The sequence below is a fragment of the Candidatus Binatia bacterium genome (assembly GCA_036563615.1).
Taxonomy (GTDB): Bacteria; Desulfobacterota; Binatia; order UBA12015; family UBA12015; genus DATCMB01.
The window spans coordinates 443,244-467,035 of record DATCMB010000022.1 but is presented as its reverse complement, the minus strand read 5'-3'; the positions used below and the strand labels follow the sequence as shown (position 1 = coordinate 467,035).

Here is a 23,792-nt window from a genome sequence, read left to right as displayed (position 1 = left end):
GATTCCCTAGCGCAGGCTCGCGGCGGCCGCCTGCGCGGTGTTGGCGAGCAGCATCGCGATCGTCATCGGACCGACGCCGCCCGGCACCGGCGTGATCGCGCTCGCGCGCTGGCGCGCGACCTCGAACTCGACGTCGCCGACGAGGCCCTCGTCCGTGCGGTTCGTGCCGACGTCGATCACCACCGCGCCCGGCTTGATCCACTCGCCCTTGATCGCCTGCGCCTTGCCGATCGCGGCGACCAGGATGTCGGCGCGTCCGATCTCGCCGGCGAGGTCCGCGGTGCGCGAGTGGCAGATGGTCACGGTCGCGTGACGCTCGAGGAGCAGCAGCGCCGCCGGCTTGCCGACCAGCAGGCTTCTGCCGACCACCACCGCGCGCTTGCCCTTCGGGTCGCAGCCGACCTCGTCGAGCAGGCGCAGCACGCCGAGCGGCGTGCACGGCCGCAGCCCCGGCTCACCGGCGACGAGACGTCCGCGGCTCACCGCGTGCAGACCGTCGACGTCCTTGTCCGGCGAGATGCGCTCGATGATGCGCTCGGGCACGAGGTGCGACGGCAGCGGAAGCTGCACGAGGATGCCGTGCACGTCGGGGCGCGCGTTCAGCTCGTCGATCAGGCGCAGCAGCTCGGCCTCGGTGGTCGACGCCGGCAGCTCGTGGCCGAACGACGCCATGCCGGCCTCGACGCAGGCCTTCTTCTTGTTGCGCACGTAGATCGCGGACGCGGGATCGTCGCCCACGAGCACGGTCGCGAGCCCCGGCTCGACGCCGCGCTGCTTGAGCTCCGCGACGCGCGCGCGGACCTCCTCGCGTACGCGCTGCGCGATCGCCTTGCCGTCGATGATGCGTGCGCCCGCTGCTTCGTCCGCCGCCATTCGCGGGGTCTATACGGGCCTCCCCGACGGCTGTCCAGCGTGCACCCCGAGCCGCGTGTCCAGCCGTGATTCGCGTCGCTGACGACGCGGATCTCTGCGTCCGCGGCGCCGGATCTGGTACCAAGAGACATGACGATCGGCGTCCCGCGCGAGATCAAGCCCGACGAGAACCGCGTCGCGCTGACGCCCGCGGGCTGCGCGGCGCTGCGCGCGCACGGCCACCGCGTGCTGGTCGAGCGCGGCGCCGGCGCCGGCTCCGGGCTCGCCGACGAGCGCTATCGCGAAGCCGGCGCCGAGCTGATCGACGACCCCGAGGTGCTGTGGGCCGAGAGCACGCTGGTGCTCAAGGTGAAGGAGCCCGTCGAGGAAGAGATCCCTCGCCTGCGGCCGGGGCTCGCGCTCTTCACCTACCTGCACCTCGCCGCCAACGAGCGCTTGACACGCGCGCTCCTCGACAGCGACACGACCGCGATCGCCTACGAGACGCTGCAGCTCGACGACGGCTCGCTGCCGCTCCTGATGCCGATGAGCGAGGTGGCCGGACGCCTCGCGATCCAGGTCGGCGCCTGGTGCCTCGAGCACCAGAACGGCGGCCGCGGGGTGCTCTTGTCCGGAGCGTCGGGCGTGCGTCCGGGCAAGGTCGTGATTCTCGGCGCCGGCATCGCCGGCACCAGCGCCTGCCAGGTCGCCGCCGGCGTCGGCGCCGACGTGAGCATCCTCGACGTGAACGCGACGCGGCTGCGCTACGTGCACGACATCCTGCGCGGCCAGGTCACCACCGTGATGTCGAACCGCGCCAACGTCGAGGAGGAGGTGCTGAGCGCCGACCTCGTGATCGGCACCGTGCTGATCCCGGGCGCGCGCGCGCCGAAGCTCCTGTCACGCGAGCTCGTCGCGGCGATGCGCAAGGGAGCGGCGCTGGTCGACGTGTCGATCGACCAGGGCGGCACGTCGGAGACCTCGCGCCCGACGACGCACCGCGACCCGATCTACGTCGAGCACGGCGTCGTGCACTACTGCGTGACCAACATGCCCGGCATCGTGCCGCACACGTCCACGCACGCGCTCACCAACGCGACGCTGTCCTACGCGCTGCAGATCGCCGACGCGGGCGTCGAGCAGGCGCTGCGCGCCAGCGTGCCGCTGCAGCGCGCGCTCAACGTCTACCGCGGCAAGGTCGTGCACGCGGGCGTCGCGGAGGCCTGCGGCCTCGAGGCGACGCCGGTGCGCGACGTGCTGGGTTGATCGACGCGGAGCGACGCGGCCCGCGTCACTCGCCGCGCACGAAGCGCAGCCCGAGCTCGCGCAGCTGCGCCGGCGTCGGCGGCGACGGCGCCTCGCTCATCGGGTCCGACGCCTTCTGCGTCTTCGGGAACGCGATCACGTCGCGGATCGAGCTCTCGCCGAGCCACAGCATGCACAGGCGGTCGAGACCGAGCGCGATGCCGCCGTGCGGCGGCGCGCCGTACGACAGCGCGTCAAGCAAGAATCCGAACTGGTGGCGCATCTGCGCCTCGTCGATGCCGAGCGCGGCGAACATCTTGGCCTGGATGTCCGGACGGTGGATACGGATCGATCCGCCGCCGAGCTCCGTGCCGTTCAGCACGACGTCGTAGGCCTGCGCGCGCACCTTCTCGGGCTCGGTCGACAGCAGCTCGATGTCCTCGTCGCGCGGCGCGGTGAACGGATGGTGCACCGCCGCGAGCCGCTTCGCCTCGAGGTTGTACTCGAGCAGCGGGAAGTCGGTCACCCAGAGATAGTTCCACTTCCCCTCGGGGATCATGCCGAGCATGTTGGCGAGGCGCAGGCGCAGCTGGCCGAGGATGGTCAGCGCGTGCGTGCGCGGCCCGGCGACGAGGAACAGCACGCCGCCCGTCCGCAGCCCGGTGCGCTCGCAGATCTTCTCGCGCTCGCCCTCGTCGAAGAACTTCGCGAGCGGCGACTGCCAGCCGTCCTCCGCGGCGCGGATCCAGGCGAGGCCGCCGGCGCCGAGCGTCTGCACCCAGGCGACGAGCTCGTCGAGCTCGCGACGCGACAGCCGCCGGCCGTCCTCGGCGACGATGCCCGCGACGGCGCCGCCGCGCGCGACCGCCTCCGCGAGGATGCGCGCCTTGCTCTCGCGCATCAGGTCCGAGAGCTCGCAGATCTCGAGGCCGAAGCGGGTGTCCGGACGGTCGGTGCCGAAGCGCCGCATCGCCTCGTCGTAGTGCATGCGCGGGAACGGCGTCGGCGGCTCCGGCGCGCCGATCGCGCGCGCGCCCGCGACCAGCAGACCTTCCGTCAGCGCCATGACGTCCTCCGCGCCGACGAAGGACATCTCGATGTCGACCTGCGTGAACTCGGGCTGGCGGTCGGCGCGCAGATCCTCGTCCCGGAAGCAGCGGACGATCTGGTAGTAGCGATCGAAGCCCGACACCATCAGGATCTGCTTGAAGAGCTGCGGCGACTGCGGCAGCGCGTACACCATTCCTGGATTGACGCGGCTCGGGACGAGGTAGTCGCGCGCGCCCTCCGGGGTCGAGCGCGTGAGGATCGGGGTCTCGATGTCGACGAAGCCGCGCTCGTCGAGGTAGCGGCGGATCGCGGCGGTCGCGCGGTGGCGCGCCATCAGGTTGTGCGTCAAGCGCGGACGCCGCAGGTCGAGGTAGCGGTGCTTGAGCCGGACCGCCTCGTTCGCCTCGCTCGCCTCGTCGAGCGGGAACGGCAGGACGCGCGAGGTCGACAGCACGCGCAGCTCGTCGACGCGCAGCTCGACGTCGCCCGTCGGCAGCGCCTCGTTGCGCGTCTCGGGCGGCCGCGCCGCGAGCTTGCCGTGCACCGCGATCACGAACTCGCTGCGCAGGGCGTGCGCGCGCTGGTGCGCGACCGGGCTGTCGTCGGGGTCGAGCACGAGCTGCACGATGCCGGTGCGGTCGCGCAGGTCGATGAACACGATGCCACCGTGGTCGCGGCGGTTCGCGACCCAGCCCATCAGGATCAGCTCGCGCCCGACGTCGCTCATGCGGACCTCGCCGCAGTACACGCTGCGCCGCCAGTCGCCGAGCGTGTCGAGCTGGATGGGTGCGTGCTCCTTCTCTGCCACCGTCGTCATGCGCTCCTCCTCGCCCCCACGGCCGCGAGAAGCGCGTCGCCGGTCAGGTCGATGTCCACCGCCAGCTTGCGGTCCTGCTTGGCCTCCATGTCGCGCATCGTCGCGCGGCGCTGCGCGAGCTCTTCCTCGCCGAGGATCATCACCTGCTTCGCGCCGAGCTTGTCCGCCCGACGCATCAAGCTCTTCAGGCTGCGGCCACCGTCGAGCTCGACGCGCAATCCGGCGGCGCGCAGCCGCCGTGCGACGCCGAGCGCTTCGGCCTCGGCCTCGGCCCCGAGCGGGGCGATGAAGATCTCGGGGGCGAGCTCGGCCGCGACCTGTGCGTCGACGCTCGGGTCCGACGCCTGCAGCGACAGCACCAGGCGGTCGACGCCGAATGCGAATCCGATTCCGGACACCGGCGGACCGCCGAGCTGCGCGACGAGCCCGTCGTAGCGTCCGCCCGCGCCGACTGCGCCCTGCGCGCCGAGACCGGGACCCATCACCTCGAACGTCGTGCGCACGTAGTAGTCGAGCCCGCGCACGAGACGCGGGTCGAGCTCGTACGGCACGCCCTGCGCGTCGAGCAGCGCGCGCACGCGCGCGAAGTGCGTCGCGCACGGCTCACAGAGGTGATCGATCAGGCGCGGCGCGTCCTTGGTCGCCTCGCGGCATCCGGGTTCCTTGCAGTCGAGGATCCGCAGCGGGTTCTTGTCGAGCCGGCGTCGGCAGTTCTCGCACAGCTCGTCGAGGCGCGACTGGCCGAACGCGCGCAGCTCGTCGCGGTACGCGGGACGGCACTGCGCGTCGCCGAGCGAGTTCAGGAGCAGCGTCGCGCCGCGCACGCCGACGGCGTCGAGCACGTCCCACATCGCGAGCAGGAGCTCGGCGTCGGCGAGCGGATCCTCGCGTCCGATCAGCTCGGCGCCCACCTGGTAGAACTGCCGGTGGCGTCCCTTCTGCGGACGCTCGTGCCGGAACATCGGCCCGAGGTAGTAGAAGCGCCCGACCGGATCCTTCTGATCGAGATGGTGCTCGACGTAGGCGCGCACGAGCGGCGCGGTCCCCTCCGGACGCAGCGTGAGCAGCGTCTCGTCGCGGTCCGGGAAGGTGTACATCTCCTTCTCGACGATGTCGGTGGTCTCGCCGATCGCGCGCGCGAAGAGCTCGGTGCGCTCGACGATCGGCAAGCGGATCTCGGCGTAGCCGTAGGTCTCGAGCACCCGCACCGCCGCATTCTCGACGCGGGACAGCAGGCGCGCCGCCTCGGGCAGCGCGTCGCGGAATCCCTTGACGGCGGTGATGTTCATCGAACCCTTCGGGATATCATGCGAAGGGATCTTCTCAATCAGTCGGATTCGTCGGACCGCGATGCGGACCCCAGGTTTCGCGGAGCTGCGCGAGCTGCGCGTACTGCGTGAGGTCGTACTGCAGCGGCGTCACGGTGATGTAGCCCGCGCGCAGAGCGGACAGATCGGTGTCGTCGCTCTCGGGCTCGCGGTCGCCCTGATCCGTGAGCCAGAAGTACGCGCGACCGCGCGGATCGGTGCGCCGGTCGTACGTGTCGGTCCACGGCGCGGTGCTCTGCGGGACGATCCGGACGCCGCGCGGCTCGCCACGATCGAGGCGCGGGATGTTGACGTTCAGCACCATGCCCGGCGAGATGCCGAGCTCGATCGCGCGCTCGACGATCACGCGCGCGTGGACCGCGGCGCGCTCGAAGTCCAGCACCTCCGAAGCCTCGAGCGAGATCGCGAGCGCCGGGATGCCGATGAACGCGGCCTCGACCGCCGCCGCGACGGTGCCCGAGTAGATGACGTCGACGCCGCGGTTCGAGCCGGCGTTGATGCCGGAGACGACGAGGTCGGGACGCCCGCCGCACAGCGCGCGCACGCCGAGCTTCACGCAGTCCGCGGGGCTGCCGTCGACGCTCCAGCCCTCGAGCTCGGTGCCGACCTTCACCCGCTGGGTGATCAGCGGCGACATGAAGGTGATCGCGTGCGCGGCACCGCTCTGCCCCGCCTCGGGCGCCACGACGTCGATCTCGCCGAGCGGCCGCAGCACGTGCGCCAGGGCCGCGAGCCCCGGCGCCAGGATGCCGTCGTCGTTGGTCACGAGGATGCGCATGACCCGCTTTGGTAACGGTTGCGTCGCCGCCGGGCGAAGCCCGTTGCGCGCGTGCGGCGAAGCCGCCGCGCCGGCACGGCGGACTTGTGGCCGCGGCCGCGAAACCTGTTGAGCCGGCGGCGGACGAAGCCTATGGAGGCGGCATGCCGGCCGCAGACGCGCGCTGTCCGATCCTCACCGGCAACGCGTGGGCGTTCGGCCTCGACGTGACGGCCGATCTGATCCTGCCGCCGTCGCGCCACGACGATCCGCATCCCGAGCGCTTCCTGATGACGCCGATCGACCCGAGCTTCCCGAGCCGCGTCTCGCCCGGCGACATCGTGGTCGGCGGCGGCGACTTCGCCGCGGGGACGTCCAACGACGCGGGCGTGCGCGCGATGCTGGGTGCGCGGATCGCCGCGGTGGTCGCCTACTCGTACGATCCCGCGTTCGCGCGCTACGCGTTCGAGCTCGGGCTACCCGCGGTGGCGGTCAACGAGTCGCTCGCGATCCACACGGGGGCGCGGCTGCGCATCGATCTCGAGGGCGCGCGCGTCGTCAACCTGAGCTCCGGCGATCGCTACCCGATCCGCAACGTCGACGACGCGATGCTCGAGCACTTCCGGCGCGCGTATGCTTGAGGGTGCTTGACGTGCTCGAGGCCGAGATCAAGCTCGCGCTCGCGCCGGGCGACGTAGATCCTCTGCGGGCGCGTCTCGCGGCGCTCGGCGCACGCGCGCACGGCACGCGAACGCAGGTCGACACCTACTTCGCGCACCCGACGCGCGACTTCGCGTCGACCGACGAGGCGCTGCGGCTGCGCGCCGACGGCGACGAGCTGCGCGTGACCTACAAGGGTCCGAAGCTCGATCCGCCGCTCAAGACCCGCGAGGAGATCGAGCTCGCGCTGCAGACGGATCACCCGACCGCGTCGCGCCTCCTCGAGCGGCTCGGCTTCCGCGTCGCGGCCGAGGTGCGCAAGCGGCGCGAGGAGTGGACGCTCGACGGCGACCTGACGGTCCACGTCACGATCGACGAGGTCGACGGCCTGGGCACGTTCTGCGAGGTCGAGGTCGCGTCGCAGACGGTCGAGGACGGCCGCGCGCGGCTGCGCGCGGCGCAGGAGCGTCTGGGGCTCGCGCACCTCGCACCGATCCCGGAGAGCTACCTCGAGCTGCTCGCGCGCCGCACGACGCGCTAGCTGCGCCACGCACCGCGCCGACGTGTCGCGCGACGGCGCGCTGTCGTCGCCGCGCGCGAGCCGCGGCGCGACGCGCGCTTCAGCCCAGCGCCTTCACCATCGCGAGCGCCTGCTCGCCGCTCGGATACGCCGCCGCGCGCTCGCGGGTGCGCTGGTAGCCCGCGGCGGTGAAGAAGCGCTGCGCGCGCGCGTTGCTCGCGGCCGTGTGCAGACGCATCTCGCTCGCCGAGAAGCCGCGGGCGAGGAGCTCCGCGCGCTCGAGCAGCATGCGGCCGATGCCGCGTCGCCGCTGCGTCGGCGCGATCGCGATCGCGAGCAGCTCCGCCGTCGGACGGCGGCCGAAGCCGATCTCCTGGCGCACGGCGACCAGCGCGAAGCCGCGTCGATGGCCCGCCTCGGTCGCGACCACCGCGCCGACCTCGGCCGCGTCGAGCCAGCTCGACATCGTGGCGCGGTAGTCGCCGAGCGCCGCGAAGGTCGCGGTCGCGAGCTCGACGATGAACTCCCGGTCCTCCTTCCGACCCAGCCGGAGCTCGATCGGCTCGCGCAGCGGCACCTCGACCACGGCTCAGGCTACGCCGCCCCCCGAGCGCGCAGCAAGCGAATCACCGACGCGTCGCGCGGCGAAGGCGGTAGCATTGCAGACCACGACCCGTTACCAAGGAACCGACGCGGGTCGTTCGTGGCTTGCGTTGCCTAGGGCCGTGGCCCGGGGAGAGCCGCATGAGCCAACGAGATGACGAGGACACCCTCTACGAGTGTGATTGCTTTCGCGTGATCCGCTTCGTCGACGACGAAGGCGGCGCGAACGTCAGCATCTCGTTCTACGACCACGGCATCGACCTGTACCTCAGCGAGGAGGAGTTCGGGCACTTCGTCGAGGCGCTGAGCGGGTTGCAGCCCTTGCCGACCAAGGCCTTCCAGCACTGAGGGACACCGCCCCCGAGCGGGGCCTCGAGCTCGCGCCAGCGGTCGGGTCGATGCGGTCCGTGTGACGGGTGGTCCGCGGCGGAAGCGCCCGCGTGCCGCACGGCGCACGCACGAGCACTCTCTCCGCCCGACCCACGCGTCGCGCGAGCCTCGTCCCGTGCCGCTTCGTCGCGGGAAAGAAATGCGCTAGCGTGCGCGCCGCTTTGCGACCCCAGGAGGTGGCTATGAGGCGCGGTGGCAGACTCGTCCGGGCGGCACTCTCGATCGCGCTCGCGCTCGGCGCGGCGGCATGTGGCGGCGATTCCGATCCCAAGCTGCCGAATCCGGCGCCGCCGGCCACCACCGAGGTGTCCGGCCTCGCGGGCCCCGAGGGGCTCACCTTCGACAGCAACGGCGTGCTGTACGTCGGAACGTCGACCGGCAGCATCGTCCGCGTCTTCCCCGAGGGCTTCACGGACGTCTTCTTCGAGACCGGACGCGAGCTCGCAGGGCTCGCGACCGGGCCGCAGAACGAGATCTTCGCCGCCGCGTTCACGACCGGCGAGGTGCTCGCGATCAGCCAGGCCGGCGTGCTGCGCGTCGCGACGAGCGGCCTCGACAGCCCGAACGCGATCGTCTTCGACCGCTTCCAGCGTCCGCTCGTCTCCGCGATGGGCCTCGGCGGTCGCCCGCAGATCGCGCTGATCGAGATCGACGGCACGTACCAGACGCTGACCCGCGAGATCCCGACGCCGAACGGCATGGCGTTCGGCCCCGACGGGCTGCTCTACGTCGCCGACACCTTCAACAACCGCGTCGTGCGCATGCAGCAGAGCGACGACGGCGAGCTCTCGACGCCCGAGCTCTACGCGAGCGGGCTCGGGCTGCCGGACGGCATCGCGTTCGACGAGCGCGGCCACCTGTTCGTCGCGGGCGCGGGCTCGATCTGGGTCGTGCTTCCCGAGGAGGCGCCCGCGGCGCGGCCGTTCGTCACCGCGGGCGACGTCTACGGCCCCGCGAGCCTCGCCTTCGGCTTCGGCACGGGCCGCGACCCGACCCGCCTCTACTTCACCAACTTCGGCTTCCCCGAGCTGGGCAGCGGCTCGACGGTGGCGTCGGTGCGCGTCGGCATCCGCGGCAACCGGCTGTACGCGCCCTGACGCAGCGTCGCGCCGCGCGCGAGCGACGCGCCTGAATGCTCGCGCCGCCGCGGCGAGCAGCGAGCGACCGTCAGGTCGCCGTGGCCGCGAGCGCGCCGGCGCGCTCGAGCAAGGTCAGCTTGTTGCGCGCCGCCTTGCCGAGCTTGGTGCGCGGCGACTTCGCCACCACGTGACGGAGGAGCTCGACCGCCGCGGCGCGCGTCGGCCCCTCCTCGGCGAGGTTGAACGCGACGTAGAACAGCTCTTCGAGACCGAGCGCGCGGCTCTTGCGCAGCCGCTCGGCGATCGGGAACGTGCCGCGCTCGAGCGCAGCGAGCGTTTCCAGCGCCTCGTCGCGCCGGCGCGCGAGCCCCATCCAGTCGCGCTTGCCGCTCTTGAGACGCGCGAGCGCGAGCTGGAAGCGCGTCTCGTCGTCCGCGCCGGGAAGCTCGCAGCGCAGCGCGAGACGCCGCGCGGCGTCGGCGAATTTTCTCTTCTTGAAGAGCGTCTCGCTGCGCTCGACGAGCATGCTCGCCGCGCGCTCCTCGAGCCCGGCGGCGCGCACGACGTGCAGCAGCGCGCTCCACAGCCGGTCGTCGCGCGCGAGGCTCGCGTCGAACCGCTCGAGCAGCGCGTCCGCCTGCGCCTTCTTCCACGGCTCGCGACGCGTCGCGAGGATGTCGGCGAGCACCCACGCGCGGCGCTCGTCGTCGCAGCGCAGGAGCGCCTTGACCAGCACGCCGTGCGCGCCTTCGACGTGCTTGAGCGCCGTCTGCGCCGCCGTGCGGCCGCCGTGGTCGGCGTCGTCGAGGTGCTCGAGAAGCGTCGCGACGACCGCGCCTGAATCGATCTCCGCCATCTTCGCGAGCGCGAAGCGACGCGCGGCGGGGCTCGCGACGGCGGCGAGCCTGGTCAGGAGCGGCAGGCGGTCCGCGCCGAACGGCTGCTCCGCGAGCACGTCGGCCGCGGCGCGCACGACCCACTCGTCGGCGTCCTCCAGAAGCTCCACGAGCACGCGCTGCTCCGCGGCGGTCGGCTTGCCGTGGCTCAGCGCCGCGCCGAGCGCGCGCACTGCCGCCGAGCGCGCGCGACCGCTCGCCGTGCGCACGAGCACGAGCAGCGCCTTGCGCAGCTCCGGTCGCGCGAGCGTCGCCGCGAGGTCGACGAGCGCGAGCAGCGTCGGCTCGTCGCCGAGCAGCGCCTCGTCGCCGAGGCGCTCGGCGAGGCGCTCCGCGATCGCGCGCTGCCCCGCTTCGTCGGTCTGCGCGCTCGCGGCGACCAGCGCCCGCGCCGCCTCGCGCACCGCGTCGGGGTCGCGCGAGGCGAGCAGCTTGAGGAGCGCGTCGCGCGGACGCTTGCCCTGCTGGTGCGCGATCCACGCCGCGACCGGACCACGCTTGCGGCGATCGAGCTTCGGCAGCACCGCCGCCGCGGCCGACACGCCGGCCGCTCCGGCGGCGGCGAGGATGCGCTCCGCGCGCTCGCGCGCCGGTGACGGCGGCTCGGCGAGGAACGGAACGATCGCGGGCAGGAGCCCGTCGCTGCCCACCTTCTCCGCGTAGGCGAGGCCGAAGTCCTGCAGGACGGCGTTGCCCGACTCGAGCGCCGCCGCCACCGCCTCGACCGCCGCAGGCTCGTCGCAGCGCAGCTCGCCGAGGAGCAAGATCGCCGCCGAGCGAAGCTGCATGTCGCCCTCGCGGGCGAGCGCCACGAGCCTGCGCTGCGTCGCGTCCATCGGGGACGAGATGGCACGGCGGGCCGCGGCCGCTCAAGCGCGGAGCGCGAGCCGTTTCGCGGTTCCGGTCGCGCCCAGGGAGCTGCTATGCAGCCGTCCGATGCTCGTCCACCGTTCGCGCCTGCACCGTTCGCGCTTGCACCGTTCCCGACGCAGCCCCGCAGCCCTTCCCGTCCTCCTCGTTCTCGTCCTCGCGACCGCGCTCGCCCTGCCGCCGCGCGCCGCCGCCGAGACCGTGCGCGTGTTCCTGGTCGGCCACAAGCAGCGCGTCGCCGACGCGGAGACGGTCGCGAGCTTTCGCGCGAAGATGCTCGCGCTCGTCGATGCGCGCCTGCGCACGCCGGACCTCGTGCAGGCCGGAGTCGACGACGTCGCGAGCCACCTGCCGCCGCACGACCCGTCGGCGCCACCGCTCGCCGTCGTCCACTTCCCGGAGGCGACCGGGCTCGTCGCCGGTCTGATCGGCTCGCGCGGCGCGACGGCGCGCGCCGCGAGCACGGCGACCGAGGCGTTCGCGAGCCTGCTCGGTCCGTACGGCGAGCAGATCGCGTACTACAGCGGCGTCTACCCCGAGCTGCAGGCGCAGCCGATCCGCGCGCTGATCCTCGCGCTCACCGACGTGCTCTACCGCTCGGTCTACGAGACCTTCCGCGAGATCGCGATGCGCTACGGCGTTTGGGTGAGCGTGTCGTTCGACGCCGCGCCCGCGCGCCGCGTCGAGGCGAGCGAGGCCCCCGATCTCGTCGCCCTGCTGCGCGACCCCGACGAGCCCGAGCGCAGCTACGCCTACGTCGCGACCTCGCCGCTGCCGCGCAACTTCGTCTTCCTGTTCGCGCCCGACGGCGAGCTCGTCGTGCCGGACGGACGCGGCGGCACGCTGCGCGCGCCGAGCGAGACGGGCGGCGAGCTGTCCGGCGTGCCGAAGGTCTACTTGACGCCGATCGAGCAGACGATCGACAAGCCCGGCGGCGGGCTCAGCCTCGCGTCCGCGTCGCTGCGCGACCTCGACGTGCTCGACACGCCGGTCGGCGCGATCGGCGTCGTGATCTCGAAGGACGCCTGGATGCCGGACGTCAACGAGCGCTTCGACTTGAAGGGCGCGAGCTTTCTCCTGCAGTCCGAGGCGTTCAGCACCTGGGCGTACGACACGCGCGAGTGGGCGCCGGACGTCTTCAAGTCGGGCGGCTATGCCAATCTACAAATTCGCGGCGGCTTCCTCTACAACGTCGCGCCGAGCCTGACCGGCAACCTGTTCGACACGACCTTCGACGGACAGAGCGCGATCCTCGTGCGCCGGCGCGACAAGACGCCGGCCGGGCCGCGCACGCCGGACAACGGCTTCATCGGCCAGCTCGCGGACCGGGGCTTCCTGCGTCTCGCGCCGTGGATCGTGCCGGATCCGGACCCGAGCTCGACCGCGCGCACGCTCGCCGAGCGGCGCGAGGAGCTCGCCGCCGCGGGCGCGCCGCTGCTGCCGGGTTCGGGCGTGCCCTGCCCGTCCCCGCTCGCCGTCGGCTCGTGCGAGAACGGCTACCGCGAGGCGGTCGTGTGGGCGGACCTCGACATCCCGCCGGGGCCGAGCGCGGGGCTCGGCGTTCCGGTCGAGCCCGATCCGACGCGGCGCCCGACGTCGTTCGGCGTCAATCGCGCCGTGAGCCCGCATCCCGACGGACGGCAGCGCCGCCCACGCGTCGCCGCGCGCGGACGCACCGTCGCCGTGGTGTGGGACGACACGCGCGACGGCGCGCTGCCGCAGATCTACCTCGCGCTGTCGCGCGACGGCGGCGACAGCTTCGCTCCGGCGATCAAGGTGAGCGACGCCGCGCCCGGCGTGCGTAGCGAGCTCGATCCCGACGTCGCGATCGGCGCGGACGGCGTCTACGTGGTGTGGCAGGCGTTCGAGCGCGGCGCCGACGACGACGCGGCGCGGATCGAGCTCGCGCGCTTCGCGCTCGACGGCACGAAGGTCGTGGGCGACGTGCGCGTCGACGGCGGCGACAAGCCCGCCGGACGCTGGCAGCCCGCGATCGCGCTGCTCGGCGACGGCGCGCCGGTCGTCGCCTGGATCGACGAGCGCGACACTGGCCCCGACGGCGTGGCGCTCGCGCACGTCTACGCGGCGCGCGGCACGCCGGGCGGCGCGTCGTTCGCACCCGCCGTGCGGGTCGACCGCGGCGAGCCGACGCCGCTCGCCGCGAGCCTCGACAACAAGTGGGCGCCCGCGATCCTCGCCGTCGGCCAGACGGTGCACGTCGCCTGGGTCGACTTCCGCGACTACAACTGGGACGTCTACGTCGCGCGCTCGACCGACGGCGGACGCAGCTTCGGCGAGAACCAGCGCGTCAACGGCTACCCCGACTTCGAGCGCATCTGCGACGCGCCGTCGCTCGCGCGCGCCCGCAGCAACGCGATCCGCGTCGCCTGGACCGACATCCGCGCGCGCGAGCCCGACACCAACGTCTTCGTCGCCGAGAGCCCGGACAACGGCGCCACCTGGCGCACCGACCGCCAGCTCGACCGCTCGTGGCAGGGCTTCGATCCGAACCGCGTCCGCCCGAGCTACCAGAGCCACGTCGCGCTGGCGCGCGCCGGCGAGCGCGGCTTCGCCGTCTGGCAGGACGATCGCCGCGGCAACTCCGACATCCTGTTCGCGGCGCTCGACGACGAGAGCGGCGGCACGGCGCAGCGCGAGCAGCGGGTCGACGACACCGGCGACGGTCCGAGCTACCAGGGCAAGCCGCACCTCGCGGTCGTCGGCCACGGCGACGCGGCCCGCTGCGTCGTCGTGTGGGAGGACGACCGCGAGGGGCTGATGCGCATCTACACCGCCTCGCGGCGCTGCACGGCGGCGACGCGCACGCTGCCGGAGCTCGCGGGCTGAGCGCGCGCTACACGCGCTCGACCACGCCAGGGCGGTCGGCGAAGCGCACCGCGAGCACCGCCAGCACCAGCGCGCCCGCCGCCGTCAAGAACATCGCCGGGAAGCTCCGCATCGCGATCGCGCCGAGCAGCGGCGCGCCCGCCATCTGCCCGAGGTCGATCATCGCGGTGTAGAGGCTGACCACGGCGCCGCGCACGTGCCCCGGCGTGCGGGCGACGGTGAGCACGTTCAAGATCGGGAACGCGTAGCCGTGCCCCGCGCCGCACAGCGCGCCGAGCGCGAGCAGCGGCGGCTGCGTGCTGGTGAACGGCGTCAGCGCGAGACCGATCGCGTAGGCGAGCAGCGCCGGGACGAGCACGTTCCGCGGCCCGACCCGCTCGGGGATCCGTCCGCCGACGACGCGCGTCAGAATCGCCGCCATGGCGTACGCGAAGAAGAAGCCGCCGACCTCGCCGCGCCCCGCCGCGACCGCGTACGGCGCGAGGAACGTGAAGATCGCCGCGAGCCCGACGCCGAAGAGGAACGTCGTCAGGTAGACGACGCGCAGCTCGGGCAGCACGACGAGCCGCAGCCAGACGCTCGCGCGCGGACGCTCGGTCGGCGCCGGGTGCTCGCCGCGCGCGTCCTCGAGCAGCAGCGTGAAGAGCAGCGACACCGCGGTGAAGCCCGCGGCGCACGCGAAGTACGCGGCGAAGCCGGCGCGGTCGATCAGGAACTCGCTGAGCGGTGGCGCGAGCCCGTTCGGCAGCATGCCCGCGACGCCGAACATCGCGACGCCCTCGATGCGGCGCGCGAGCGGCACGATGTGCGCGGCATAGGTGAAGTAGCTCGCGAACAGCGTCCCGGCGGCGATCGCGTGCAGGACGGTGAGCAGGAGCAGCGGCGCGCCGATCACGCCGACGAAGGCGAGCGGCACGATGCTCGCGAGATTGACGAGCCCGGCCCAGAGCAGCGTCCGCCGTCCTCCGAGGACGTCGAGCAGATGTCCCGCGATCGGGCGCGTCGCCACCGCCGCCGCCGCGCCGAGGCCCATCACCTGCCCGATCAGGAGCTCGTCCGCGCCGAGGTGGGCGAGGAACAGCGGGTAGAGGATGAACATGCCCGTCGACATGCCACCCGTGAAGTGGGTGATCGCCGCGAGCACGAAGTTGCGCGTGTAGAGCGGCGGCTCCTGCTCGTGGGAAGCGACGGTGCGCGGTGCCTCGGTGGTGTCCGTGACTGCGCTCCTGGTCGCTACGCTCTTGCCGCCCGGAAGGGCCGAGCGTATACCGCGCTACCAGAGCGCCCGGACGCCCTCAACGCTCGCCTCGCGAAGCGAGCCGGACGACCACGGCGCACGACCTGTCGTACCGACCATCGTTCCATTGCGGCGAGCGCATCGCCAAGTCGTTCGCGCACGCCCTCCTCCCCAGAAGAAGGAGATCCAAGCATGGCTGAAGAGATCACGGTCGCGGAGTTCTTCGAGAAGGTGGTTCCCGAGGGCTTCGCAGCGGAGGCCCAGAACGCTCAGGACGAGGCGACCCTGTGCTACGTCGTGACCGGCGACGGCGGCGGCGAGTGGACGCTCAAGGTCGCCGGCGGCAAGATGACCGTCGAGCGCGGCAAGCCGGAGAACGCGCTCGTCACCTACACCGTCTCCGCGAAGGACGCGCTCGACGCGATCAACGCGCGCAACGGCGCCGCGCCGGCGCTGATCGTGCCGCCGCGCCGGCAGGGGTCGCGCTCGGGCATGAGCCCGGCGGTGAAGGCGCTGCGCGGCACGGTCGAGCAGAACCTCACCCGTCCGGACGGCGATCCGTTCAAGATCGAGATCTGCTTCAACGGCGCCGCGACGCCGCGCGCCAAGGTCACCGTGGCGCTCGCCGATCAGCTCGCGATGGCCGAGGGCAAGATGAACCCGCAGGAAGCCTTCATGACCGGCAAGCTGAAGATCGAAGGCGACATGGGCTTCATGATGCAGGTCGGGATGGCTCTCCAGAGCTGAGCTTGCTCGCACGCGAAGACGCGCAGCGGCGCGCGCGCGCCGCTGCGCGCCGAGCGACGCCACCGGAGCCGTCGAGCACCACGAACGCCCCGGCGCCGCGCTCGCTCGGCACGACGCCACCCGTCTCCTTCTTCCGCCGTCCGGCGCTCGAGCTCGCGCCGGACCTGCTCGGCCTGATCCTCGCGCACGAGACGCCGGAAGGTCTCGTCGCGGGACGCATCGTCGAGGTCGAGGCGTACTGCGGACCGGACGATCTCGCCGCGCACTCGGCGCGCGGTCGACGCACGGCGCGCAACGAGGTGATGTACGGCGAGGGCGGCGTCGCCTACGTCTACTTCATCTACGGCATGCACTGGTGCGTGAACGTCGTCGCTGCGACGCGCGACGTTCCCGAAGCCGTGCTGCTGCGCGCGCTCGAGCCGGTGCACGGTCTCGAGCTCATGCGCGCCCGCCGCGGCGCGCGTGTGCCGGACGCGGCGCTCGCGCGTGGTCCGGGCAACCTGACCAAGGCGCTCGGCATCGACCGGTCGCTCAACGGCGCCGATCTGCGCACGAGCGCGCTGCGCATCTACCGGCCGCGCTGCGGCCTCCCCGATCGCAGCGACGTCGTCAGGTCGCGCCGCATCGGCGTCGACTACGCGGGGCCGTGGGCCGAGCTGCCCTGGCGCTTCTCGCTGCGCGGCAACCCGAGCGTGTCGCGGCCGCCGCGCAGCGAGTGACGCGCCGAGGCCTCAGGCGCGCTTCGGAACCTGACGCCCGAAGCGCTCGGCGAGGACGGGCGCCTTGTCCTCGCGCTCCCAGGTGAAGAAGCCGCCCTCGGGCGCCTGGCCGAAGTGGCCGTACGCTGCGGTCTTCTTGTAGATCGGGCGCAGCAGGTCGAGCGTCTTGATGATGCCGTAGGGGCGCAGGTCGAAGATCTCGAGCACGGCGTCGGCGATCTGCTCGTCGGGCACCACGCCGGTGCCGAAGGTGTCGATCAGCACCGACATCGGGCGCGCGATGCCGATCGCGTACGCGATCTGCACCTCGCAGCGCTCGGCGAGCCCCGCCGCGACGACGTTCTTCGCGATGTAGCGGCCCATGTACGCGGCCGAGCGGTCGACCTTCGACGGGTCCTTGCCCGAGAACGCGCCGCCGCCGTGACGCCCGTAGCCGCCGTAGGTGTCGACGATGATCTTGCGTCCGGTGAGGCCGCAGTCGCCCTTCGGACCGCCGACCACGAAGCGGCCGGTCGGGTTGATGTGGAACTCGGTCTCCGGCGTCAGGAAGTGCTTCGGGATCACCTGCTTGATGACGTCGTCGATGATCACCTGACGCAGCTTCTCGTTCGTCACGTCCTCGCTGTGCTGCGTCGAGATGACGACGTTGCGCACCCTCGCCGGCTTGCCGTCGACGTACTGCACGGTGACCTGCGACTTCGAGTCCGGACGCAGGAACGGGTACTGCTGCGGGTGCTCCTTGCGGATCTGCGTGAGATGCTTGACGAGACGGTGTGCGAGCGAGATCGGCAGCGGCATCAGCTCGGGCGTCTCGTTGCACGCGAAGCCGAACATCAGGCCCTGGTCACCCGCGCCCTGCTCCGCCTCGTTCTCCTTGGTGACGCCCATGCTGATGTCGGGCGACTGACGGTCGATGGCGGTGAGCACCGCGCAGGTGTCGTAGTCGAAGCCCATCTCGGAGGACGTGTAGCCGATCTCCTTGATGGTCTCGCGGGCGATCTCGCTGTAGGCGATCTTCGCGTTGGTCGTGATCTCGCCGGCGATCACCACCATGCCCGTCTTGCACAGCGTCTCGCACGCGATGCGCGCCTTCGGGTCCTGGCGCAGGATCTCGTCGACGACGGCGTCGGAGATCAGATCGCACATCTTGTCCGGATGCCCCTCGGAGACGGACTCCGAGGTGAAGAAAAAGTTCTTGAGCGCCATCGAGCGGTGTTCTCCCTGGAGACGAAAATGGTGCGGCAGCCGGCCTGCGCCGCGGTGATCGGCGGACTGTAACAGGCGAACCGGTTCCGGTACAGAAGGAAAGGTTTGCCTGCCGGGTCGTCGGTCCTCGAGGAAAAGAAGCGTCTCCGCGCGGAGTTGCGGGCGGCTCGCCGCGCCCTCCCGGAGGGCGCGCTGGCCGACGCCTCGGCGTCGGTCGCCCGCATCGCGGCCGGCAGCGCTGCGATCGAGCGGGCGCAGACGGTCGCCGGCTACGTCGCCTGCGACGGCGAGATCGACGTGGCGCCGGTGCTGGAGGCCGCGCGGGCGCGCGGCGCGACCGTGCTGCTGCCGCGGCGGGCCGCCCCGGGGCGGCTCGAGCTGGTCGTCACCCCGGAGGGCGCGGAGCTCGCGCCGAGCGGGCCGGCGCGCATCCTCGAGCCGTGCGGCGCCGCGTGCGAGCTCGCGTCGCTGCCGCAGCCGGCCGTGCTGCTCGCCCCCGCGGTCGCGCTCGACCGTCGCGGGGCCCGCCTGGGCCGCGGCGGCGGCGACTACGACCGGTTGATCCCGCGGCTGCGGGCGCTCGGCTGGACGATCGTCGGCGTGTGCCACGCGACGAGCCTGCTCGACGAGCTGCCGGTCGAGCCCCACGACCAGCGCGTCGACGCGGTCCTCACCGACGCCGGCCTCCTGACCACCGGCTGAGCCACGCCGTCGCGGCCCGGTGGCACGCGCACGGGCGAGCAGATACAGAACGCCGCATGTCGCTCCTGATCATCGGCACGCTCGCCTTCGACGACATCGAAACCCCCGCCGGCTCCGTCAAGAACGAGATCGGCGGGTCGGCCGCCTACGCCGCGCTCGCGGCGAGCTTCTCCAGCCCCACCGCGGTCTGCGCGATCATCGGCAACGACTTCCCGAAGGAGACGCTCGATCGGCTCGCGAGCCGCGGCGTCGACTTGACGGGCGTCACGGTCGGCGACGGGCCGAGCTTCCGCTGGTCGGGCCGCTATCACGAGAACCTCAACAACCGCGACACGCTCGACACCCAGCTCAACGTGCTGACCCAGTTCCGCGCCGAGCTGCCCGAGTCGTACCGCGACTTCGAGTACGTCTTCCTCGGCAACATCGACCCCGAGCTGCAGCTCTCGGTCCTGCGTCAGCTCCGGCGACGCAAGCTCGTCGCGTGCGACACGATGAACTTCTGGCTCGACAACGCGCGTCCCGCGGTCGAGCGCGTGCTCTCGCAGATCGACATGCTGATCATCAACGACGAGGAAGCGCGTCAGCTGTCGGGCGAGCACAACCTGGTGCGCGCCGCGCACAAGATCCGCAAGATGGGCCCGCAGCGGCTGCTCATCAAGCGCGGCGAGTACGGCGTCCTCGCGTTCGAGGAGGGCTCGATCTTCGCGATGCCGGCCTATCCGCTCGAGGAGGTCTTCGACCCGACGGGCGCCGGCGACACGTTCGCGGGCGGCTTGCTCGGCTACCTCGCGCGGCACGGCGCGACGTCGTCCGGGCTGCGCCGCGCGATCGCGCAGGGCAGCGTGATGGCGTCGCTGGTGGTCGAGCGCTTCGGCATGCAGCGCCTGTGGGAGGTGTCGCCCGCCGACATCGAGGCGCGCTACCAGGCCTTCGTGCGCTTGACGGATTTCACCGGCGCCTGAGCCGGCTCGCGGCATGACCCGCGCGGCCGGCAGCGTGCGCAGCGGCGCGATCCTCGCGGGCGGCCGCTCGAGCCGCATCGGCCGTCCGAAGGCGCTGCTCGAGCTCGGCGGCGAGCCGCTGCTGGTGCACGTCGCGCGCGCGCTCGCGCCGTCGTGCGACGAGCTGCTGATCGTCGCGGCCCCGCCCGACGCGCTGCCGGACGGTCTGCTCGACGAGCTGCGGCGCCTCGCGACCCGGCTCGCGCGCACCTGGCGCGCGCTCGGTGGCCGCGCGACCTTCGCGCTGCGTCCGCGGGTGCGCATCGTGCACGACGCGCACGCGCACCTCGGACCGTGCTCCGGGCTCGCGAGCGCGCTCGCCGCGGCGCGCGGCGAGGTCGCCTTCGTCACCGCCTGCGACCAGCCGTTCCTCGCGCCTGCGGTGGTCGCCGAGGTGCTCGCGCGCTGCGAGGCGCGCACGCGCCCCGATGTCGTCCTCGCGCGCTGGCGCGGCTACCTCGAGCCGCTGGTCGCCGCGTATCGGGTGTCGACCATGGCGGCGCACTACGCGCGTCAGCTCGGCGAAGGACAGCTACGGCCGACCGCCCGCCTCGACCGCGTGCGTTGCGCCGTCCTCGACGAGCGCGAGCTGCGCGCGCTCGATCCGGACGGGCTCAGCTTCGTGAACGTCAACTCCCGCGCCGACTACGCGTCGGCGCGGGCGATTGCCGCCGAGCGCTTCGCGCCCGCGCTCAGTGCGCGGCCACGGGGTCCGGCAGCGTATCCTGGACGTAGCTCGAGAGGATCGAGCGCAGGCGGGTGATCGCCTGCGTGTGGAGCTGCGAGACGCGCGACTCGGTGATGCCGAGGCGAGCGCCGACCTCCTTCATGGTCAGCTCGGCGTGGTAGTACAGCGGCATGACCAGGCGCTCCTTCTCGGGGAGCTGCTGGATCGCGTTCGCGACGGCGCCCGCGCGCTCGCGCGACAGCAGCGCGGCCATCGGATCGCCCGTCTGCGCCGCGATGTAGTCCTCGAAGCCGAGGCGCTCGTTGTTGCGACCGAAGGCCACGTCCTCGAGCGAGATCATGGCGAGGTCGCCGACCTCGCTCATCAGCTCGTGCAGACGGTCGATCGACATCCCCATCGAGGACGCGAGCTCGTCGTGCGATGCTTGACGCCCGAGATGATGCTCGAGCTTCTGCGCCTCGCGCGAGAGGTGGTTCGCCTTCTGGCGCACCGTGCGCGACACCCAGTCGAGCGAGCGCAGCTGATCGAGGATCGCGCCGCGGATGCGGATGCGCGCGTAGGTCTGGAAGTGGGTCGCCTTCGACGGATCGTACTTCTTGAACGCGTCGAGCAGACCGTCGACGCCCCAGCTCATCACCTCGTCGTGCTCGATCGACGCCGGAAGCGCAGCCTGCACCTGCTGCACCACTTGACGCACGAGTGGGAGGTACGCCGTGACGTCCTCCTCCTTCACCGGGCGCTCCGTGCCGCTTCGCGCGCTCGCGTCCTTGCTGCGAGACGGTCCGCGCCGCGTCGTCTTCGCATCCTTCGCCTTCCGCTTGCTCGTCTCGGGCCTCGCTGCACTGCGAATCATGGTCTCCCCCGTCGCCGCATCCTGCGTTCGCGGCCGGCTGCAATGCGGCGGCTGAGCAACGCCCGTGCCGCGTCTTCGAGGACGTTTCGCGGCGCCGGAGAGGTGTCGCGGAAGGGCTCCGCAGACGCTTTGTCGAGCGTCTCCAAGCCTTTGAACTTGCGACCTTCTGCGGGATCTCTACGCAACCTTCCCATGCGTCGCGCAGGTATCGTCGAGCGCGTGGCGGACGCAGTGCGGCACCGGCAAGCGATTGACGCGCGACAATCGATTGCCGCCCCCGGCGACGAGACGCGTCACCGGCCGACGCGACACCGCGTTGCCACACCGACGCGTCACGCGTGGCGCGCGGTGCCGCTCGCGGCACAGTGAGCGTGGCGCAGATGGCACACATCAAGCGCGAGATTCTCACGGCTGGAGAGAAGCTCGGCTTCGTGCGTCCGCGCGTTGCGACGATCGGCCGGGTCGAGCGCGACGAGTTCTTCCGTCGCTGGCTCGACGACGGACGCGCGGGTGACATGCGCTTCCTCTTGCACCACGTGAAGGTGCGGCTCGATCCGCGCACGCGCTATCCATGGGCGCGCTCGGTGATCAGCGCGTTCTTCCCGTACGCGGCGCCTCCTCCGCCGCGCGTCGACTGGCGACGCGAGCTGCGCGGTCGCGTCGCCGCCTACGCCGCCGGACCGGACTACCACGACGTCATGGGCGAACGCCTTGCGCGCTGGGCTGCGGCGGTCGAGGAGATCGCGCCCGGCGCGCGCGCCGCGGGCTTCGTCGATACCGCGGCGGTCTTCGAGCACGAGTGGGCCGCGCGCGCCGGCGTCGGCTGGACGGGCAAGCACACGCTGACGCTCAGCGAGGACGAGGGCTCGTACGCGTTCCTCGGCGAGCTGCTGGTGAGCCTCGAGCTCGATCCCGACGCACCGGTCCCCGACCGCTGCGGCACGTGCACGCGCTGCATCGCGTCCTGCCCGACGAACGCCATCGAGCCTGGCTACCTGCTCGAGCCGCGGCGCTGCATCTCGTACTTGACGATCGAGCATCGCGGCGCGATCCCGCGCGAGCTGCGATCGCTGCTCGGCGAGTGGGTGTTCGGCTGCGACCTGTGCCAGATCGCGTGCCCGTGGAACCGCGACGAGGTCGGCCCCGACCTCGACGAGCTCGCACCGGACCTGCGCATGCTGCTCGCGCTCGACGAGGAAGGCTTTGCCGCGCGCTATGGCGCGAGCGCGCTGCGCCGCACCGGACGTACCGGACGCATCGGGCTCGCGCGCAACGCGGCGGTCGTGCTCGGCAACACCGGCAACCCGGACGCGGTGCCGGCGCTGGCCGAGGCGCTCCGCTCCCACGACGCGCCGCTCGTCCGCCAGCACGTCGCCTGGGCGCTCGGACGGCTGCGCGACGTCGACCCGCAAGGCGCGTGCGCGGCGCTCGAGCGGGCGCTGCACGATCCCGACGAAGCGGTGCGCGCGGAGGCGCGCGACGCGCTCGACGGCGTCGGCTGAGAGCCGCGCCGCCGGCCGACGCGGAAGCGTCGCCCCAACGTCCGCGTAACGCTCGCTACACGACGAGCGCTACACCAGGTCCCAGGGGTTCGCGCCCTCGACGCCGATCCGGCGCAGCAGGCGATCCTTCACCCGCACCGCGATCTTCTCGCGCTCGAGGCCGTTGCCGTCGATGCGCACCTTGCCGCCGGCGATCATGTCGTGGCCGCCCGCCGAGCGGCTGCCGAGCACCTTCTGCAGGATCTCGCCGGCGTTCGCCTCGCGGTCGGTGGTGCGCAGCGAGACGTAGAGGCACTTCTTGTAGCAGCCCATGGCGAGCGCCCACTCGACCTCGTCGAGGCGCAGCAGGAAGTCCGCGACCTCCGCCACCATGTCCGGATAGAGGACGTCGCCGAGGTCGGAGATGACGACCTTGTCGTACACCACGGCTTCCTCGATGGCGTCGCGGAAGGTGCGGAAGTACTCGCGCGGCACGCGCGCGTTCTCGATCTTTCCGAGGCGGCGCTTGTTCGCGTACGGGTAGAGGAAGTGGCTCGCCGCGAAGTCGGCAGGCGTCGCCTCGCGTCCGAGGTCCTGCGTCTCGGCGGCGATGCCGTAGAACAGCGCCGTCGCAATCTTGCTCTCGACGGTCAGGTGCGAGTCGCGCAGGTACTCGGTGAGGATCGTCGACGTCGCGCCGTACTGATCGCGCAGATCGACGAACGGAATGCCGTCGGTCGAGCTGTACGGCGGATGGTGATCGATCACCACGGTCGGACGGACCTCCTGCGGTAGCGAGTTGTTCGTCCGCCCGGGCTGGGTGTCGACCAGCGCCACCTGGCTGTCCGGCTTCAGGTCGACCTCCTTCACCGGCACCAGGTTGATGTTCAGATACTTGACCATCGCCCGGTTCTCGGCGCGGCCGATGATGCCGCCGAGCGCGATCACCGATTCCTTGCCGGCGAGCTCGCGCAGGATGTATTGCAGCGCGGCGGCGCTGGCGAGCGCGTCGGGATCCGGGTTGTCGTGGGGCAGGATGACGAGAGGCTGCGGTCCCGCGACCGCGGCCAGAAGTGAGACCAGTGGTCCCTTGGCTTGGCCCATGGAGTGCGATGCGGCGGGCGCGAAGGCGCCGCCGCAGAAGCGCATCTATACTGATTGCCAGGCTCCCTTGTCCACCCCGTCGAGCCCTGGCTCGTGGCGCGCAGCGTCGAACCTCCCGCCGCAGCGACTGCGTTGGTCGG

Annotated in this window: 22 protein-coding genes; 12 read left to right on the top strand and 10 right to left on the bottom strand. The window is 72.2% G+C overall.

Annotated features, from left to right (window positions below; translation table 11 throughout):
* Positions 1 to 6: 6 nt before the first annotated feature.
* Positions 7 to 873, bottom strand: coding sequence for a bifunctional methylenetetrahydrofolate dehydrogenase/methenyltetrahydrofolate cyclohydrolase FolD (gene folD, locus VIS07_20625; protein ID HEY8517924.1), 867 nt, complete (start codon positions 871 to 873; stop codon positions 7 to 9).
* A 129-nt stretch (positions 874 to 1,002) separates the two neighbouring features.
* On the opposite strand from folD, the gene ald reads away from it, so the two are divergent.
* A complete protein-coding gene (gene ald / locus VIS07_20620) occupies positions 1,003 to 2,118 on the top strand; it encodes an alanine dehydrogenase (protein ID HEY8517923.1) in 1,116 nt (371 codons plus the stop codon).
* 25 nt (positions 2,119 to 2,143) lie between these two features.
* On the opposite strand, the gene aspS is transcribed toward ald, so the two are convergent.
* The 3 genes from aspS to surE are packed head-to-tail and all read right to left on the bottom strand — an operon-like array spanning position 2,144 to position 6,070.
* Positions 2,144 to 3,964 carry an aspartate--tRNA ligase gene (gene aspS, locus VIS07_20615; GenBank protein HEY8517922.1) on the bottom strand — a complete coding sequence of 607 codons (1,821 nt, stop codon included), beginning with the start codon at positions 3,962 to 3,964 and terminating at the stop codon, positions 2,144 to 2,146.
* A complete protein-coding gene (hisS, locus tag VIS07_20610) occupies positions 3,961 to 5,253 on the bottom strand; it encodes a histidine--tRNA ligase (GenBank protein ID HEY8517921.1) in 1,293 nt (430 codons plus the stop codon). Before hisS ends, aspS begins: the two co-directional genes overlap by 4 nt.
* Positions 5,254 to 5,287: 34 nt before the next feature.
* On the bottom strand, positions 5,288 to 6,070 hold the full coding sequence (gene surE, locus VIS07_20605) for a 5'/3'-nucleotidase SurE (protein HEY8517920.1): 783 nt from the start codon (positions 6,068 to 6,070) through the stop codon (positions 5,288 to 5,290).
* A gap of 143 nt (positions 6,071 to 6,213) precedes the next feature.
* On the opposite strand from surE, the gene VIS07_20600 reads away from it, so the two are divergent.
* Positions 6,214 to 6,690, top strand: coding sequence for a hypothetical protein (locus VIS07_20600; GenBank protein HEY8517919.1), 477 nt, complete (start codon positions 6,214 to 6,216; stop codon positions 6,688 to 6,690).
* Between the two features lie 11 nt (positions 6,691 to 6,701).
* Positions 6,702 to 7,250, top strand: a complete 549-nt coding sequence (cyaB, locus tag VIS07_20595; GenBank protein ID HEY8517918.1) for a class IV adenylate cyclase — start codon at positions 6,702 to 6,704, stop codon at positions 7,248 to 7,250.
* Positions 7,251 to 7,329: 79 nt separating this feature from the next.
* Here the strand turns inward: cyaB and VIS07_20590 are convergent, their stop codons facing one another.
* Positions 7,330 to 7,815, bottom strand: coding sequence for a GNAT family N-acetyltransferase (locus VIS07_20590; GenBank protein HEY8517917.1), 486 nt, complete (start codon positions 7,813 to 7,815; stop codon positions 7,330 to 7,332).
* 158 nt (positions 7,816 to 7,973) lie between these two features.
* On the opposite strand from VIS07_20590, the gene VIS07_20585 reads away from it, so the two are divergent.
* Positions 7,974 to 8,180: a hypothetical protein gene (locus tag VIS07_20585; GenBank protein ID HEY8517916.1), complete on the top strand. Its 207-nt coding sequence runs from the start codon at positions 7,974 to 7,976 to the stop codon at positions 8,178 to 8,180.
* 224 nt (positions 8,181 to 8,404) lie between these two features.
* A complete protein-coding gene (locus VIS07_20580) occupies positions 8,405 to 9,319 on the top strand; it encodes an SMP-30/gluconolactonase/LRE family protein (protein HEY8517915.1) in 915 nt (304 codons plus the stop codon).
* Positions 9,320 to 9,389: 70 nt separating this feature from the next.
* Here the strand turns inward: VIS07_20580 and VIS07_20575 are convergent, their stop codons facing one another.
* Positions 9,390 to 11,033, bottom strand: a complete 1,644-nt coding sequence (locus VIS07_20575) for a hypothetical protein (GenBank protein ID HEY8517914.1) — start codon at positions 11,031 to 11,033, stop codon at positions 9,390 to 9,392.
* Positions 11,034 to 11,169: 136 nt separating this feature from the next.
* Between VIS07_20575 and VIS07_20570 the strand changes: the two genes are divergently transcribed.
* On the top strand, positions 11,170 to 13,914 hold the full coding sequence (locus tag VIS07_20570) for a hypothetical protein (protein ID HEY8517913.1): 2,745 nt from the start codon (positions 11,170 to 11,172) through the stop codon (positions 13,912 to 13,914).
* A gap of 7 nt (positions 13,915 to 13,921) precedes the next feature.
* Here the strand turns inward: VIS07_20570 and VIS07_20565 are convergent, their stop codons facing one another.
* Positions 13,922 to 15,058 carry an MFS transporter gene (locus VIS07_20565; protein HEY8517912.1) on the bottom strand — a complete coding sequence of 379 codons (1,137 nt, stop codon included), beginning with the start codon at positions 15,056 to 15,058 and terminating at the stop codon, positions 13,922 to 13,924.
* A gap of 285 nt (positions 15,059 to 15,343) precedes the next feature.
* Between VIS07_20565 and VIS07_20560 the strand changes: the two genes are divergently transcribed.
* Together VIS07_20560 and VIS07_20555 are read left to right on the top strand one after the other, a co-directional pair.
* Positions 15,344 to 15,898 (top strand): SCP2 sterol-binding domain-containing protein, encoded by a 555-nt coding sequence (locus VIS07_20560; GenBank protein ID HEY8517911.1) that lies wholly within the window; start codon positions 15,344 to 15,346, stop codon positions 15,896 to 15,898.
* A 2-nt stretch (positions 15,899 to 15,900) separates the two neighbouring features.
* Positions 15,901 to 16,617, top strand: coding sequence for a DNA-3-methyladenine glycosylase (locus VIS07_20555; protein ID HEY8517910.1), 717 nt, complete (start codon positions 15,901 to 15,903; stop codon positions 16,615 to 16,617).
* Between the two features lie 12 nt (positions 16,618 to 16,629).
* Here the strand turns inward: VIS07_20555 and metK are convergent, their stop codons facing one another.
* On the bottom strand, positions 16,630 to 17,823 hold the full coding sequence (metK, locus tag VIS07_20550) for a methionine adenosyltransferase (GenBank protein HEY8517909.1): 1,194 nt from the start codon (positions 17,821 to 17,823) through the stop codon (positions 16,630 to 16,632).
* Between the two features lie 105 nt (positions 17,824 to 17,928).
* On the opposite strand from metK, the gene VIS07_20545 reads away from it, so the two are divergent.
* From VIS07_20545 to VIS07_20535, 3 genes are read left to right on the top strand one after another with little or no spacing between them, the layout of a single operon-like run.
* Positions 17,929 to 18,525 carry a 5-formyltetrahydrofolate cyclo-ligase gene (locus tag VIS07_20545; protein HEY8517908.1) on the top strand — a complete coding sequence of 199 codons (597 nt, stop codon included), beginning with the start codon at positions 17,929 to 17,931 and terminating at the stop codon, positions 18,523 to 18,525.
* Between the two features lie 56 nt (positions 18,526 to 18,581).
* Positions 18,582 to 19,487: a PfkB family carbohydrate kinase gene (locus VIS07_20540; protein ID HEY8517907.1), complete on the top strand. Its 906-nt coding sequence runs from the start codon at positions 18,582 to 18,584 to the stop codon at positions 19,485 to 19,487.
* Between the two features lie 13 nt (positions 19,488 to 19,500).
* Positions 19,501 to 20,289 carry a molybdenum cofactor guanylyltransferase gene (locus tag VIS07_20535; protein ID HEY8517906.1) on the top strand — a complete coding sequence of 263 codons (789 nt, stop codon included), beginning with the start codon at positions 19,501 to 19,503 and terminating at the stop codon, positions 20,287 to 20,289.
* On the opposite strand, the gene VIS07_20530 is transcribed toward VIS07_20535, so the two are convergent.
* Positions 20,219 to 20,947, bottom strand: coding sequence for a FliA/WhiG family RNA polymerase sigma factor (locus VIS07_20530; protein HEY8517905.1), 729 nt, complete (start codon positions 20,945 to 20,947; stop codon positions 20,219 to 20,221). The two genes, VIS07_20535 and VIS07_20530, sit on opposite strands and share 71 nt — an antisense overlap.
* Positions 20,948 to 21,447: 500 nt before the next feature.
* Here VIS07_20530 and queG point away from each other — a divergent pair, with 500 nt between their 5' ends.
* Positions 21,448 to 22,569, top strand: coding sequence for a tRNA epoxyqueuosine(34) reductase QueG (gene queG, locus VIS07_20525; GenBank protein ID HEY8517904.1), 1,122 nt, complete (start codon positions 21,448 to 21,450; stop codon positions 22,567 to 22,569).
* A 69-nt stretch (positions 22,570 to 22,638) separates the two neighbouring features.
* Here queG and VIS07_20520 read toward each other — a convergent pair whose 3' ends face one another.
* Positions 22,639 to 23,652: a bifunctional oligoribonuclease/PAP phosphatase NrnA gene (locus VIS07_20520; protein ID HEY8517903.1), complete on the bottom strand. Its 1,014-nt coding sequence runs from the start codon at positions 23,650 to 23,652 to the stop codon at positions 22,639 to 22,641.
* Positions 23,653 to 23,792: the final 140 nt, after the last annotated feature.